Origin of the sequence: Sphingomonas sp. PAMC26645 (assembly GCF_004795835.1) — a bacterium.
Taxonomy (GTDB): domain Bacteria; phylum Pseudomonadota; class Alphaproteobacteria; order Sphingomonadales; family Sphingomonadaceae; genus Sphingomonas.
In genome coordinates, this window is record NZ_CP039249.1 from 2,191,636 (window position 1) to 2,205,375 (window position 13,740).

The 13,740-nt window shown below is 63.5% G+C and carries 13 protein-coding genes and 2 pseudogenes; 10 read left to right on the forward strand and 5 right to left on the reverse strand.

Annotated features, from left to right (window positions below):
• Positions 1-8: 8 nt before the first annotated feature.
• From E5673_RS10370 to yghU, 9 genes and pseudogenes are all read left to right on the forward strand, one after another.
• Positions 9-452 (forward strand): hypothetical protein, encoded by a 444-nt coding sequence (locus tag E5673_RS10370; RefSeq protein WP_136189930.1) that lies wholly within the window; start codon positions 9-11, stop codon positions 450-452.
• Entirely contained in the window at positions 446-2,605 is a 2,160-nt protein-coding gene (locus tag E5673_RS10375; protein ID WP_136189931.1) for an outer membrane assembly lipoprotein YfiO, read from the forward strand. The genes E5673_RS10370 and E5673_RS10375 overlap by 7 nt, the downstream gene beginning before the upstream one ends.
• 22 nt (positions 2,606-2,627) lie before the next feature.
• Positions 2,628-3,332: a DUF3142 domain-containing protein gene (locus tag E5673_RS10380; protein ID WP_210731719.1), complete on the forward strand. Its 705-nt coding sequence runs from the start codon at positions 2,628-2,630 to the stop codon at positions 3,330-3,332.
• A 162-nt stretch (positions 3,333-3,494) separates the two neighbouring features.
• The gene (locus tag E5673_RS10385) at positions 3,495-4,637 is read left to right on the forward strand and encodes a hypothetical protein (protein ID WP_136189933.1); all 1,143 of its coding nucleotides are present in this window, start codon (positions 3,495-3,497) and stop codon (positions 4,635-4,637) included.
• A 124-nt stretch (positions 4,638-4,761) separates the two neighbouring features.
• Complete coding sequence (locus tag E5673_RS10390) at positions 4,762-5,454, forward strand: hypothetical protein (RefSeq protein ID WP_136189934.1); 693 nt, start codon at positions 4,762-4,764, stop codon at positions 5,452-5,454.
• A gap of 107 nt (positions 5,455-5,561) precedes the next feature.
• Positions 5,562-6,245, forward strand: a complete 684-nt coding sequence (locus E5673_RS10395; protein WP_136189935.1) for a hypothetical protein — start codon at positions 5,562-5,564, stop codon at positions 6,243-6,245.
• Positions 6,246-6,474: 229 nt separating this feature from the next.
• Positions 6,475-7,260 carry a hypothetical protein gene (locus tag E5673_RS10400; protein WP_208622654.1) on the forward strand — a complete coding sequence of 262 codons (786 nt, stop codon included), beginning with the start codon at positions 6,475-6,477 and terminating at the stop codon, positions 7,258-7,260.
• A gap of 394 nt (positions 7,261-7,654) precedes the next feature.
• Positions 7,655-8,089, forward strand: coding sequence for a hypothetical protein (locus E5673_RS10405; RefSeq protein WP_136189936.1), 435 nt, complete (start codon positions 7,655-7,657; stop codon positions 8,087-8,089).
• Between the two features lie 459 nt (positions 8,090-8,548).
• Positions 8,549-9,441, forward strand: a pseudogene (gene yghU, locus E5673_RS10410) (glutathione-dependent disulfide-bond oxidoreductase).
• A 112-nt stretch (positions 9,442-9,553) separates the two neighbouring features.
• Here yghU and E5673_RS10415 read toward each other — a convergent pair.
• Entirely contained in the window at positions 9,554-10,123 is a 570-nt protein-coding gene (locus tag E5673_RS10415) for an alpha/beta hydrolase (protein ID WP_168711601.1), read from the reverse strand.
• 355 nt (positions 10,124-10,478) lie between these two features.
• A complete protein-coding gene (locus E5673_RS10420) occupies positions 10,479-10,715 on the reverse strand; it encodes a hypothetical protein (RefSeq protein WP_136189938.1) in 237 nt (78 codons plus the stop codon).
• A gap of 249 nt (positions 10,716-10,964) precedes the next feature.
• On the opposite strand from E5673_RS10420, the pseudogene E5673_RS20005 reads away from it, so the two are divergent.
• Positions 10,965-11,033: pseudogene (locus E5673_RS20005) on the forward strand (hypothetical protein); the annotation flags it as partial.
• Positions 11,034-11,054: 21 nt separating this feature from the next.
• On the opposite strand, the gene E5673_RS10430 reads toward E5673_RS20005, so the two are convergent.
• The 3 genes from E5673_RS10430 to adhP form a co-directional block, all read right to left on the reverse strand.
• Positions 11,055-11,336: a flavin reductase gene (locus E5673_RS10430; RefSeq protein ID WP_136189939.1), complete on the reverse strand. Its 282-nt coding sequence runs from the start codon at positions 11,334-11,336 to the stop codon at positions 11,055-11,057.
• A gap of 91 nt (positions 11,337-11,427) precedes the next feature.
• Positions 11,428-12,573: an alkene reductase gene (locus E5673_RS10435; protein WP_136189940.1), complete on the reverse strand. Its 1,146-nt coding sequence runs from the start codon at positions 12,571-12,573 to the stop codon at positions 11,428-11,430.
• A gap of 85 nt (positions 12,574-12,658) precedes the next feature.
• A complete protein-coding gene (gene adhP, locus E5673_RS10440) occupies positions 12,659-13,738 on the reverse strand; it encodes an alcohol dehydrogenase AdhP (protein ID WP_136189941.1) in 1,080 nt (359 codons plus the stop codon).
• Positions 13,739-13,740: the final 2 nt, after the last annotated feature.

The following is a 13,740-nucleotide window of genomic DNA, read 5'->3' on the forward strand; positions in this document are numbered from 1 at the left end:
GAAGCACGATGCTGTCGTTCCGCGTGGTGATGTTCACCGCCGTCGTTGCCGCGGCTGCGTGGACGCCGGTGCGTGCTCACGCAGAATCCCGTGCTCAAGCGAGCGCGGCCCTTCTCCCGCTGAGCGATCAGGACGAATGGTCTACGCAAGAGACCGGGTGCACATCGACGTTCGCTGTCGGCGGGCACGACTATCTGCAACTGGTCGGCACCGAACTTCTCCTCCGCGATCAACAGGGGCTGCATTCCTGCCGCTTGACGACGGTCGCCACCGAGGATCTGGAGATTGGGCGGGGAACCGTCTCCTGTTCAGGCTATCGGCTGCGCATCCGATCGTCCGGCAAAGCTACCTCGAACCCCGCATCGGACAGCAGCAGCAGACGCGCCGTGCTGACGATCGATCGGGCCGGCGTCGCAACGAGCATGCGCGGTATCTGGGGCGTGGCATGCTGAACGCGACCGACCGATCCTGCGTCCTGAAGACCGTCAACGCCGATCCCCGCTGGAACCGATACGCTCTTGGCACACACCATTGCGAGATGGGCTCGATGATCAGGATAGCGCTGTTCTTGTTGCTTTGCGCGAGCGTGCTCTGGTCGATGCCGGCGAAGGCCAGCAGCGATATCGGCTGCAGCGCCAGCCGGAAGCTCAGCTTCGCGGTGTACAGCGGGTGTGACGACACCGCGATGATCGGCCCCCGCAACGACAGCCGGACCAATCTGATCCTGCTGATGGCGGATCTGCCCGGCACAGCGCGCGCACGGGGGCCCGCCAAGCCTTCGATCTTCCTGGACGCGGCGTCGCTCGCGCCGCCTTTCGAACAGCAGGACAGCCTTTTTTCCGATGGCGAAGGGTCGCGCTGCCGAAGCAACGCGGCCGGCACCGCCGATTTCGAAGCCGCGCTGCGTACCAATACCAAGGTGCCCGAACCGGAACGCGTTGCACTGATCGCTGCCCGGCGCGGCTTTCAGCCCGACTGCGCGCAGGGCGGCACACTCGGCGCGATGGCCGGGATCAAATCCGAGGGCGGCAAATCCTTCGCCGCCTATCTCGATGGCGCGGCGGCGTTCTACGGCGCCGATTTCGACGCTGCGACCGCCCGGTTCACAGCGTTGGGGACTGCACGCGATCCTTGGCTACGCGAGACGGCCCGCTACATGCTCGGCCGCGTCGCAGTGAACCGTGCACAAGTCGATTATTATGATGAATATGGATCGCCCAAGGAGACGATGAAAATCTCCCCGGCATTGCTCAGCGACGCCGAAACAGCCCTGCGCGGCTATCTGAAGGCCTATCCGAAAGGCGCGTATTTCTTCTCCGCGCGCGGCCTGCTCCGGCGTGTCTATTGGCTCGGTCAGGATCGTGCGAAGCTCGAGGCGGAATATGCCGCGTTGCTGGCATTGCCGGATTCGCAACGCGGCATCGACGCCGTCTCGCTGGCGCAGGAAATCGACGCAAAGCTCCTGTCGTCCGCCACCGCGGACACGCTGCATGAACCGACGCTGCTTGCCGTGTTCGATCTCATGCACATGCGCAGCAAGAGCTATGACGGGGAGCCTTGTTGCACGGCTATTTCGCGCGCGGCACTGGAAGCGCAGCGCGCGAAATTCACCGGCAAGCCAGCGTTGTTCGCCTATCTGCTGGCCGTGCACGCCCATTTCGTCGCGCCGCAGCCAGGCGCAGTCGTACGCCTCCTCCTGGACGCGTCGAAACAGGCCGACTTCAGTTATATCGAGTTCAGCCGCCAGATGCTGCGCGGCATCGCGCTGGATGCCAGCGGAGATCGCAACGCCCGGGGCTTCTGGATCGATCTGCTGGCGGGCGCCAAGCGCCCTGCGCAACGGCCGCTCGTCGAGCTGGCGCTGGCAATGCACGAGGAGCGCGACCACGCCCTTGTGCGCGTGTTCGCCCCGGACTCGCCGATACGAACGCCGGAGATTCGCGAGACCCTGCTCGTCTACGTCGCCGATGCGAAGCTGCTCCGCCAGCAGGCGCAGGCCGCGAGCGCGCCCGATCACGAGCGCGACGTCGCGCTTTTCACCTTGCTCTACAAGGAAGCGACGCGCGGTTCCCATCGCGACTTCGTCCGCGACGTGCTCCTCATTCATGCCGGTGCGCCCAGCGACGCGACCTACTATGACAGCTTTACGTCCGAGCACCTCGCCACGGCGCTCTTCATCAAGGGTACGAAGCTGGGCGACTATGGCTGTCCACCTCTGCTGGAGACCCAACGCCGCCTCGCCGAGAGCGCGGACGATGCCAAGGCCCTGATCTGTGACGGCGAGTTCGTCCGCGCGAACGGCTTCGACGGCTCTTTCCTGGATAGCCAGCCTTCAGCCGACGAACTCGGCGGCAGCCCGTCGCTCTACGCCGGCGCACCCTATTCGCGGCTGGTCACCTATCAGGCGGTGATGGCGTCGCCCAAGGCGTCCCCCGACGACAAGGCCTATGCGCTGTTCCGTGCCGTCAATTGCTACGCCCCGGGGGGATCGAACGCGTGCGGCGGCAAGGGGGTGGACCCGGTAACGCGCAAGGCCTGGTTCCAGCGCCTGAAGCATGATTATCCCAAGTCGCGCTGGGCGCAGGAGCTGCATTATTATTGGTAAGCGCGCGGGGTGGCGGCGGTTGTTGCCGCTGCTGCTGGTGCCACCGCTGTTGCTGTCGGCGGCCCCGCCGCAGACGCCGCCCGACGCACCCGTCGATGCGAACCGCTACGATGCCTTTTGGCTCTGGGCGGGCGTGCGGCCCCAGCCCGCGCTCGATCGCGCCAATCGAATCTACCTGTTGCAGGGCGCCGTCGTCGGCGGCGAGGAGGCGCGGCTGGTGGCACAACGGCCGGCCACTCCCCACGTCGCGCACGCACAATTATGGATGGTTCTACGGGTAGAGACGCTAGCCTGGACGCCGCAGATCCACGCGCAGCTGCTTGCCGCCCTCGAACGCTGGCATCGGGCGGGCAACCGGGTGGCCGGTGTCCAGATCGATTTCGACGCACGGACGCACCACCTCGCCAGCTACGCCGCTTTCCTGAAGACGCTGCGGGAAGCGCTTCCGACGCGGTACAAGCTCGGGATAACCGGCCTGCTCGACTGGAGCGCCAACGGCGACCCGGAAGGTCTCGATCGGCTCGCGGGCGTCGTCGATGAAGTGGTGCTACAGATCTATCAGGGCCGGCGCGTCATACCGGGGTACAGCGTCTACCTTGCCAAACTCGGCCGCCTGAAAATCCCTTTCCGCATCGGCCTCCTGCAGGGCGGCGAATGGAGCGCGCCGTCTGGGTTGAGCCGAAATCCCAAATTTCAGGGCTATGTCGTCTTTCTGATCAACCGCTGAGGGAACGAGCAGGGCGCCGCCGCCTTAGTTCGGCTGAAAAGCAATGTGCCGATAGATCGGGCACCTAAGCAACAAGTGCAAAGCCCCGCGGCTCGCTTCCCGAAGCGGAGCGGGGTAACGGTGCACGCGTCTGGCCCCTGGAAGGAGAGCGTTTTGGCTCGGTTGGCGTTGATCGCGCTCGCACTCGTGACACTTTCGGTTGCGCATCCGGCACGGGTCGCGACGGGGGCGGCGCAGGTTTCCGGCAACGGCCCGAGCTTCTCCTGCTCGTCCGCGACGACTGCGACTGAGAAGACTATCTGTGCTGATCCGAAGCTCCGCGCCCTGGATCGCCAGATGGCGCAGTTGTTCGCGCTGGCGCAGCAGGGCGCGTTCAGTACCGGTACGTCCAACCAGTTGCCGGCGCAGCGAACTGCGCTGCAGGAGATGCGTGCATGCGCGGCGGCGGGGGCAGCGCAACCGCTCGCTGTTTGCCTGAGAGAGCACTACGTCGTTCGTAACCAGGAGCTGGCGATCGCCGTGCTGATCAAGGCGCCGACCACCGCGCTTCCTGTGCTACGAGCCGGGGACCCCGCTTTCGCGCCAATTCTCGAGGCCGTCCAATTATGGTCGGAAGCACCGATGGATGCGAACTGGTCGGCACCGGAACGCGCGCAGGGCCGCGACCGGATCGCTGCGCTGCTGCAGCCTTATCTCACGTCGTTGCAGACTAACGCCGATCAGTCGTTCGGCAGTTCCATCCTGAGCGATCCGGGCACCGACGGGGTCGCCGTGCGGAAGATCGATGATCTATTCCATTCCGAACGACATTTCGCCGCCTTCCTCAACGTGCTCGGTCCCTATTTGAACGAGCCCAAGCTTTCCCGCATGCCGCGCAACCTGCCTTGCGCCGCGATCGTCCGCCACCCCAAGCTGCTCGACGCGACAGGCCCGGTATTCGGATCGACGATGGATAATTTCGTTCTTAGCAACGATTGCAGCGCAAGCCTGCCACCACTGCCTTCGCTGGATGCGCTCGTAACAAAGCTCAATGCCCGTTGGCCGGAATGCCAGGGGACGATCCGCTATGCCGCCTATCGCACGTTCAGCCGCGCCGTTGACCAAGCGCGCCTGGGATTTGCGCCCGTCGCGAAGACTTGGTCGCTGCCTGCTCGAAAGGGTGTCACCAAGGCAGATACGGCGACCGTCCAGGCGGATCTCACTGCGTATTATGTCGCCAATATCCACCAAACCCCGTCAGCGGCGGCCACGATGGCGCGGAATGCGCTGCTGGGAATTCTGCAGAACGCCCATGCCTGTGACTGAGCGCGCACGCGCAGGGGGTGACGCCGGGAGGGATCCGCCCGACGCGTGCCTTCGAAGCACGAACTTTTTCGATCGGAGGCGTCGTGCTACGCGGCGCTCCGGAGTGTCGGCCGAAGGATGAATCGTGTTCAAGCGAGTTGGATCGGCGGTGGCGGCCATGGGATTGCTAGTCACCCCCGGGGCGTATGCCGCGACACGTTCGCCCATCGGTCTGCGGTGTACCGCGGTCACGACCTGGGCGTGCGGGGAAGTAAAGACCTGCGAGCGTCGCAGCGGCGAGGCCGAGGAAAGCTACAGCTTCGACCTGGTGGCGATGACGTATCAGGCTCCGCACGCTCGAGGAGCGATCACCGAATTCGAAATCGACGACGGTGGCTTCATGACATTCGTGTTCAGTGGTGGCCGACGTTATGTACACAAGAACGCCAACGCCGGCGATCAGATGACATCGTTCCTGTACATGTCGTCGCACGATATGCGCGAGCTGCGGTGCAACGCCCGCTACGCCCAGGACGCATCAGCGGTTGAATCCGGCACCAGTCGCGGGCTCACCGGTCATTACTACCTGACAGGTGTGATGGAGACGGGATCGGAGCTGGTGCTACGTCCCGATGGAAGCTTCGCCTGGTTCATGAGCTATGGCGCCGCGGATCAGGCGGCGGAGGGCAAATGGCGGATCGATGGCGAAGCGGTCCTGCTAGAGACCGGGCACAGCGCTGGCGCAGAACCGGCCTTCCGGCAATTGCGGCTGCAAATCGACCATGGTGCGCTGCTCCTGAACGGCGCGGGTAAGGGCCGGTACGAGCGGCATCCGTAAACGGTGGAGTTGATCCTGCGTACTGGCGGGGTAATACGCCGAGCATGGATCATCGCAACCACCGCACGACCACGTTGTCAACGGGCTCTGCTCTGAGGCGTATTCCCGTGCGAGCGATGATCGTCGCCGTGGTCGCCAGCGCGTTGGCGGCATCGCCCTCCGTGGCCCAAGCCGAGGATGAGGCGGTGGCGACGCCGGCATCGCTGACGCAGGTGCTGTCCTGCCAGTCGCGCGACGCGCTCGGAACCTTCGCCGAGCTGCTTTTCCTGCAGAACCGCCCGCCAGCGTGGATGCGCCCGAGTGAACTGCCTACGGCGCTCGACGGTATGATCGGGTTGTATGGCTTCGCGGTCGAGGGAAAGGTCTCTGTGTTCGGGGAGCCGGTCGACCACGTCTATTTTTTGAGCGACTGGGTCGTCGCGCTACTGCCCCGCGCAAGCGCCGAGCGGGTGATTGCTGCCCAGAAGATGACGCGCGCGCCGATCGCGATGACGGAACAATATTACCGCTTCGTCGATCCCGAGACCGGGCCGATGATCGGCGGGTTCGCGCCGACTGGTGATGCGATGGCGAAAGTGTTTGTCGACGCCTTCGGCGGCGATCCGGGGGCGAAGACCGCGAAGGAGCCGCCGTCGCCGGATACGAAGATGCTGCTGGTCGGGTGCAACTACGCCGTGGCGTCTCAGGAGGATTTCCTGGCTGCGGCACGTGGCGCCGAGGATACGATGCGCAAGGCGGGCGCGGATATTCGACGGATGGTCGAAGAGGGTGAGGCTCGCCCGCCACGATGATTACTTCGCGGAAGGCGCGCAGCCGGGAGTGGCGTGACTGCGAGGCGACTTGGCAGGCTGCCTTCGGATCACGCAGATCACCACGAGCGCCAACACCCGCAATTCCGGGATGCTCGATGCCCGGGGTTCATGGCATCCGCATCATTCCTACCGTCTCGTTAAAACTGGAGTTGTTACATAAACCAGGACGCGCCAATACGACGCGACGAGCGGGAAAGAGACTGTAACGATGACGTTGCGCTTTGCGGCCTCGGCGATGATCCTCAGCGCGTTGGTGTCGCCTGTAGCTGAAGGCTCGCCTGCAACAGCGCGAGCCATATCGACGATCGACTTATCAAAACCGTTCGCGACACGATCACCCTGGCGGTTCACCGCTACCCAGGGTGAGGATGTCGAGGGTTTATCGGGCGAAGAAGCACCAGGACCCGTCTCGCTGTGTATCAGCAACGATAACGGTCAATCTTGCCGCCCCGACGCCGACGACATACTCGTGCCCGAGGACGGGAAAGATGCGTTTTCCGAACCTCATGTTCTGGGCAACGTCGCATTGGTGCATCCCAGTGACGCAACGACCCTGCTGCTCGTCGAGATCGGCAGTCTCTCGGCCGTGAACGGCGATCGACGGGTCGCAACGCAACTGTTCGGATATGATCGCGGGCGGGATGTGTTTACCCGGGTTTACGCACACGTTACCCGCAAGAACAACAATCAGGAAATACGGTACATCGCCAAAGGCGTGCTTAGAGGATCCGTCATTTCGGCCGAACCAACCAGCGACGCACCGTTCGGTTTCTGGATCATCGTCAACCGGTCCGTCGCGTCAGGCGTCTACAAGCAAGTGCTGCGCTACCGCAGCGCGACGACGTACGGCGATGGAAACCGTCTGGCGGTGATCGACTCCGAGATGCCGGGTATCCAACGGCGACTCGGCTTGTGGAGGGTGGGACAGCCCTTGCCGCTGCCGCAATCCGGCTGCGCCAATCCCCATATGTTGCATGGCGCATTGTGGTGTTGATGCCGCTGCAGTTGGCATCGCTTTTCGCCCGGTCGGACAGACGGTTGACCGCATTGCCCGATCCGAAATGATAGGAGGAGACAAAGTGGGTAGGCTATCCCGTAGCGTAGTTGGCGCGATCGCCTTGATCGGACCCATGGGGCTTGCGACAGCGGCCGCCGAACACCCGCTACCCGGAAGCGAAAGGAAGCGCTCTATTCGGGCCCCGACCGCGCACTCGACGTCGATGGACGCCCTTGCCGAAGCGATCCTCGCGTTTAGCCCGGAGGCGCGCTCGACCGGCTCTCCGACCATAGCGATGCTTCGGGCAAAGGCCTCTCAAGTCCTGTGGACGGATCCTCGTTCCCATACGGATAAAGACGGTCGGCAGGTCGGAACCCTGGGAGGCGGTACGATGACAATTCCCCGGACCGCGACCGTGCCGGAGATGACGTTCGAATGGTCCGCGCCGGAGGGGCAGCCGCTGAACTTCAACCCCGTCAAAGCCTTCAGGAACGCCGGGTTCAAGGTGCAGGCCTTGTACTGCGCGTCGATGGTTTCGGACGGGACGAACTACTTCGTCGTGTCGGCACCCGGGAAGCGGCCAGGCTTTCTGTCGATCTATGCGTTCGACGCGCCGACGGCGACTTCGGTAGCAAGCTGGTCGATCAGCTACAGGTTGGACGGGTACATCCCGTCGCTCGCCGAGGTGCAGAATGGTGGTGACCTGCTCGCGACCGGCGATTGTTCAACGGAAACCTTCGGGCATGTCGAACAGATCAGTCATGCTGGCGCAGTCGCTTTGATGAAGCGCATGACATCCGGCTCAGGCATCAAGGCGCCGCTATGACGGGACGCCTGGCGAACAGGACCGATCGCTAGAGAACTGGCCAGACGGAATAGTCCGCGACCCCCGCCGATCTGATCGGCAATGACGCTTACCCTCATGCGGTATGTATAATGTTGGCGATCGGCACAATCGCCGCAGCATGTCAGCTTCAGCTGTCTGCACGCGGCGCTAATTGCGAAGCGTCATGCGCCAGATAGCGTGCACGTTTACACCAAGGGGCTGCTCGATACCCGAGGTGACGTATCGGCTCACATTAACGGGCGTCCGAAGTTGGGAAAGGCAGAATGGTCCGTGAACGTCTGTTTGTGGGTCGTCTTCGAACATCGGCCAGAAGGTGATGTACAAACCCAGTGCAACAGCCAAACAGGCTTACCGGCCTCACCAAACCTCCTCCGCGCTGCGTCAAATTCTGCAACGGCTCAATCCGCCGACAAGGAACGACCGTAGGGGAGCATCCGAATGACCGAGACCGCCGAATACACGCCGCCCAAGATCTGGACTTGGAACAAGGAGAGCGGGGGCCGGTTCGCCAGCATCAACCGCCCGGTCGCCGGCGCCACGCACGATAAGGAATTGCCGGTCGGCAAGCACCCGCTCCAACTCTATTCGCTGGCAACGCCCAACGGGGTGAAGGTGACGGTGATGCTCGAGGAACTGCTCGCCGTTGGGCACACGGGTGCCGAATACGATGCCTGGCTCATCAAGATCATGGACGGCGACCAGTTCGGCAGCGGCTTCGTCGAAGCCAATCCCAACTCTAAAATTCCCGCGCTGGTCGATCGCAGCGGCGCAAGTCCGATCCGCGTCTTTGAGTCCGGCTCGATCCTGGTCTATCTTGCCGAGAATCCGGCGCGTTCCTGCCCACCGATGCCGCCAAGCGCGCCGAGGTGCTGTCGTGGTTATTTTGGCAGATGGGGGCGGGGCCAATGCTCGGCGGCGGGTTCGGGCATTTCTACGCCTATGCGCCGGTAAAGATCGAATATGCGATCGACCGATTCGCGATGGAGGTGAAGCGGCAACTCGACGTCCTCGACCGGCGTCTGGGCGAAAGCGAGTATCTCGGCGGCGACGACTATTCGATCGCCGACATGGCGGTGTGGCCCTGGTACGGCGCTCTTGTGAAAGGGCTGGTATATGATGCTGCCGAGTTCCTTCAGGTGACGGATTACAAGAACGTCCTGCGCTGGACAGACCTAATTGCTGCGCGGCCCGCAGTGGCGCGTGGGCGGATGGTCAACCGCGTGATGGGCGAAACTTCCAGTCAGCTCCCCGAACGCCATGACGCCGGTGATTTCGACACGCGGACCCAGGACAAGCTAGACGCTGCGGCGACCGGCGGCGCGCCGGGATGACGCTTTGCCAAAGACGCTGAGCGTTCGTTTCGAGGTCTAGCGCCTTGGCGACGCCAGAGTAGCTCGACACGGATCGATGCCTGCTCCGGCATCAGGTCCGGTCGAGCGATGCCTAGCCATCTCCTATGGCGTGGAGGATGCGATATGCCGCCTCGACGTCGCGCTTTACGACGGCGGAGGTGAAGCGTTCGATGATGGTGCGCAGGCGACCGGTCGGCGCTGCTGCAGCCGTCAGAAGCGGGCCATCGATCAAGCGACTTCCCCATTCGACGCCTAGTCGCTGCGTTTCGTCATCCGCGCCGACGACGATCGATGGGAAGGGCAAAACCATCTTTGGGGACGCAAAACCCTGACGATTAAGGCCTGTCCGTTCGGGAGCCACGAGCAGGGCGCCAGAGACCTTTGCTGTGTAGGATTTCGGCGACAGGCGCGCCCACCACGCCGCCGCCGCGCAAGCGCTGCCCTGCGCCAAGAACATGACTGCACGATCGGAAATCGACACCGCGGCATCAATGCGCGCCGCCATTGCGGTTCGCTCAGCAGCGGTCCGGCCCCGAACCGCGATCTGCTGCATGTCGCCAAATCGCGGAAATTCCCGGAACCCGTCAAAGACAGATACAGCATTTTCGGGGACCAGCGCGATGAGCCTCAGCCGTTGACTCTCCAAAACAGCAACAGACACAACCCGTCTCCCGTTCGATGAGCACATATGCTGCCTAGTTCAGATCGACGGCGCAATGCAGTTGACCGGATACGGGCCACACCGTTCTATCCTGGCTCTCGGCTGATTTTCGGGCGAGTTGCGTCTGTGGCGATACGACTGTCCCGTTCATTGGGCGGTGCAAAGCTGAACCCGAGCAGGTTTAAGTTGAGACGATCGACCGGAGTGTGGGCGGCGCGAACCGGTGCGGCCGGCGCTTCGGATGACGGCGAGCGCATCGGCGGAGCAAGCGACGCGAACGTCACGTCGCTCCGAAAGATCGCAACATGACCTCGCTGCTTCTTACAGCGTCATCTCCAGCGGGGCGGCCAATGCCTCAGGCTGCTGCCGCCGTCAGCCGCAGGTCGCGGGCTTCAGCAGAGGTTATGGGGCGATCACGACCTGCACACTTAATGACCAACCCTTCCACCTCGGCAGGATCAAGCGCGGTGAATGCCTGCACCATCTGCGCGAGCGATCCGGATGCGATCGGTTCGTTGTCCTGCGCGGCGTCGTCGTTCTCGTCCGCTTCCCGCATAAGCTTGGCGGGCATGTTCAACATGGTTTTCAACACGCTTATCATCTCCGGGCCCCCGGTAGATTGCAGACGTGGAACGCGGGGAGTGCTGCGTCCAGACCGGCGTGGGTCCGTTTGAGCTCGCCCTACAGTGGCACGCGACGAACTGCGCTTCCCGCGGCGCAGCCGGTGAGTTGGGCAATCTCAAACGCTGCCAAGGAACGCGAGCTATGAGCGCCGCGCTATCGATCGCGACCCTGCCGGGCTGGGCTGTCGCTATGACTAGGGTTCGGTCGGACGGTTACCGTGAAGATCAAATATGCCGATTTCCAGCAGACCACCCGTAGCCGTAGCCAGCAAACGGTCGTGATGACCCACGAGCACCTGCGGCGAGCATCACTCGATCTCGTGCGGTCGGTACACCACCGTGTCGGTGAGCGCGGTGGTCGGAACATTGATCACGCATTCTCGGCTTTCGCGGATCATCTCGAAGCTATGGTTACCGCTTGAGATCAGGCAACTGACCAGCGACGGCGTGAATTCCAGTATTTGATGCCAGCCTGCTGTCATGATGTTCGCGCCACCATCATGAAGCGAGGAGATCAGGATGACCGGGCCAGGCTCCAGAAATCGCCTGGCCCCGCTGACCGGCACCGCCTGTTTTCGTGCTCCTGTCATTGCTGATCTTCCATCTCCGCGCATCCCTCTGACGGTAATGTCCAAGGCCGGCTTGCGGTACGGGCCGAGGGCTACCGCTTGCGCTCTTGGGTCAGGCTGCCTTGGACTCTGTCGGCGAGTCTTCCGCTTCCGGGGTCAGCGTGGGATAGTCGGTATAGCCATGCGCGCCACCACCATAGAGCGTCTCGGGCGCCATGAGTGGGGCGAACGGGCGATCCGCGCGCAGCCGGGCTACGAGATCGGGATTGGAGATATAGGCTCGTCCGAACGACACCAGGTCCGCGCGATGGCTGGCGATGGCGTCGATCGCCATCGAACGATCATAGCCATTATTGACCATCCAGCGGCCGTCGAACCGGGCGTGGAGGGCGGCGTAATCGAAAGGCAGATTGTCGCGTGCGGCGCCGGTTGCGCCTTCGACGATATGCAGGAAAGCCAGACCTAAGGGGTTCAGGCCATCTACCACGTGATTGAACAGCGCCTGCGGGTCGCTGTCGTGGGCGTCGTTAACAGGCGAGACCGGGGAAAGCCGCACGCCGAGGCGATCGGCGCCGATTTCCGCCGCCACGGCGGTCGCGACTTCGACCAGCAGCCGCGCGCGGTTCGCGATCGAGCCACCGTAGATGTCGGTTCGCTGATTGCTGCCATCGCGCAGGAAAGCATCGAGCAGATAGCCGTGTGCGCCGTGCAGTTCGACACCATCGAAACCAGCCTCGATCGCCCGTCCTGCTGCAAACCGGAAATCGGCGATAATGCCTGGGATCTCGTCTAACATCAGCGCGCGCGGCATGGACGTATCGACGAACCCCTCACTTGCTACGAAGGTCTTCGTCTTGGCGCGTATCGCCGACGGCGCGACCGGTGCGGCACCACCTGGCTGGAAGCTGACGTGCGAGACGCGCCCGGTATGCCAGAGCTGGACGATGATCTTGCCACCGGCCGCGTGCACGGCTTCGGTGACTTTTCTCCAGCCGGCGACCTGCGCGTCGCTGTAACAGCCCGGCGTGTCGGAATAGCCCTGCGCCTGCGCGGAAACCTGGGTCGCCTCGCTGATGATCAGGCCCGCGGTCGCACGCTGCGCATAATATTCCGCTGCCAACGTGCCCGGGACCAGGCCGGGGCCGGCACGGTCTCGCGTGAGTGGCGCCATGACGATCCGGTTCGCCAGGTCTAGGGCGCCGACGCAGACGGGTTCGAACAGGGATGGGGTAGCAAGATGTTCGTGTTGAAAACGCACGGTAAGCCTCCGAAGCAATGGTGTGGAGCATATCAGCCGAGCTGTGGCCAAACCCTCGGCCAGCGCGGCCGACCGAGGGGCTAGGTCACACCGTCGCCAGCTCGCGCGCGGTCGCCTCCGGCGCGACTGCGCTCGCGTCAGAGAAATCGAGCACAACGCGCGACGGCACGTCGCCGCGCTCGAGGCGATCGAACACGGTGTTGATCGCCGAGAGCGGCTGCAGCTCGATATCGGCCTTGACCTTGCCGTCGGCAGCGAATCGGAGGCACTCCGCCATGTCCTTGCGCGTGCCGACAAACGATCCGCGCACCGTGATGCAATTGGCAACGACGTCGAACAGCGGCACGGGAAACTCGCCGGGCGGCAGGCCGACGAGCACGCAGGTGCCGCGCTTGCGGGTCATCTCGACACCCTGCTTGAACGCCGCAAGCGAGGGCGCGGTGATCAGCACACCGTGCGCGCCGCCGCCGGTTTCCTTCTTCAGTACCTCCGCGGGATTCTGTGTCCTGGCGTTGATCACGAGATCCGCGCCGAGGCGGGTGGCGTGCGCGAGCTTGCCGTCATCGATGTCGATCCCGACCACGTTCAGACCCATCGTCTTGGCATATTGGATTGCCATATGGCCGAGCCCACCACAGCCCGAAATGGCGACCCATTCCCCCGCCTTGGCCTGGGTTTCCTTGATGCCCTTGTAGGTGGTGATCCCGGCGCAAATCAAAGGCGCCGCCTCGAATGCGCTCAAACCCTGCGGAATGTGCGCGACATAGTCGGGGTCGGCGAGCAGATAGTCGGCAAAGCCACCGTTCTGCGTGTAGCCGCCAAATTTGGCCTCGCCACACACCGTCTCCCAGGCGGACAGGCAATATTCGCAGTGCCCGCACGCGGAATAAAGCCACGGCACGCCGACCCGGTCCCCTTCCTTGACCGTGGTAACGCCCGCGCCGAGTGCGACGACGATGCCGATCGCTTCATGGCCGGGGATGAACGGCGGATTGGGCTTGAGCGGCCAGTCGCCCTTGGCTGCGTGAAGGTCGGTGTGACACACACCGCACGCTTCAGTCTTGACGAGGATCTGGCCGGGACCGGGGGTAGGGATCGCCAGTTCCTGGAGGACCAGCGGCTTTCCGAATGCCGTGACGACGGCAGCCTGCATTGTCTTGGCCATGA

What these genes read in the sequence shown, in the direction of transcription:
- E5673_RS10370 (WP_136189930.1), top strand. Translation starts at nt 9, where the DNA reads ATGCTGTCGTTCCGCGTGGTGATGTTCACCGCCGTCGTTGCCGCGGCT.
- E5673_RS10375 (WP_136189931.1), top strand. Translation starts at nt 446, where the DNA reads ATGCTGAACGCGACCGACCGATCCTGCGTCCTGAAGACCGTCAACGCC.
- E5673_RS10400 (WP_208622654.1), top strand. Translation starts at nt 6,475, where the DNA reads ATGACGTTGCGCTTTGCGGCCTCGGCGATGATCCTCAGCGCGTTGGTG.
- E5673_RS10405 (WP_136189936.1), top strand. Translation starts at nt 7,655, where the DNA reads ATGACAATTCCCCGGACCGCGACCGTGCCGGAGATGACGTTCGAATGG.
- E5673_RS10430 (WP_136189939.1), bottom strand. Translation starts at nt 11,336, where the DNA reads ATGACAGGAGCACGAAAACAGGCGGTGCCGGTCAGCGGGGCCAGGCGA.
- adhP (WP_136189941.1), bottom strand. Translation starts at nt 13,738, where the DNA reads ATGGCCAAGACAATGCAGGCTGCCGTCGTCACGGCATTCGGAAAGCCG.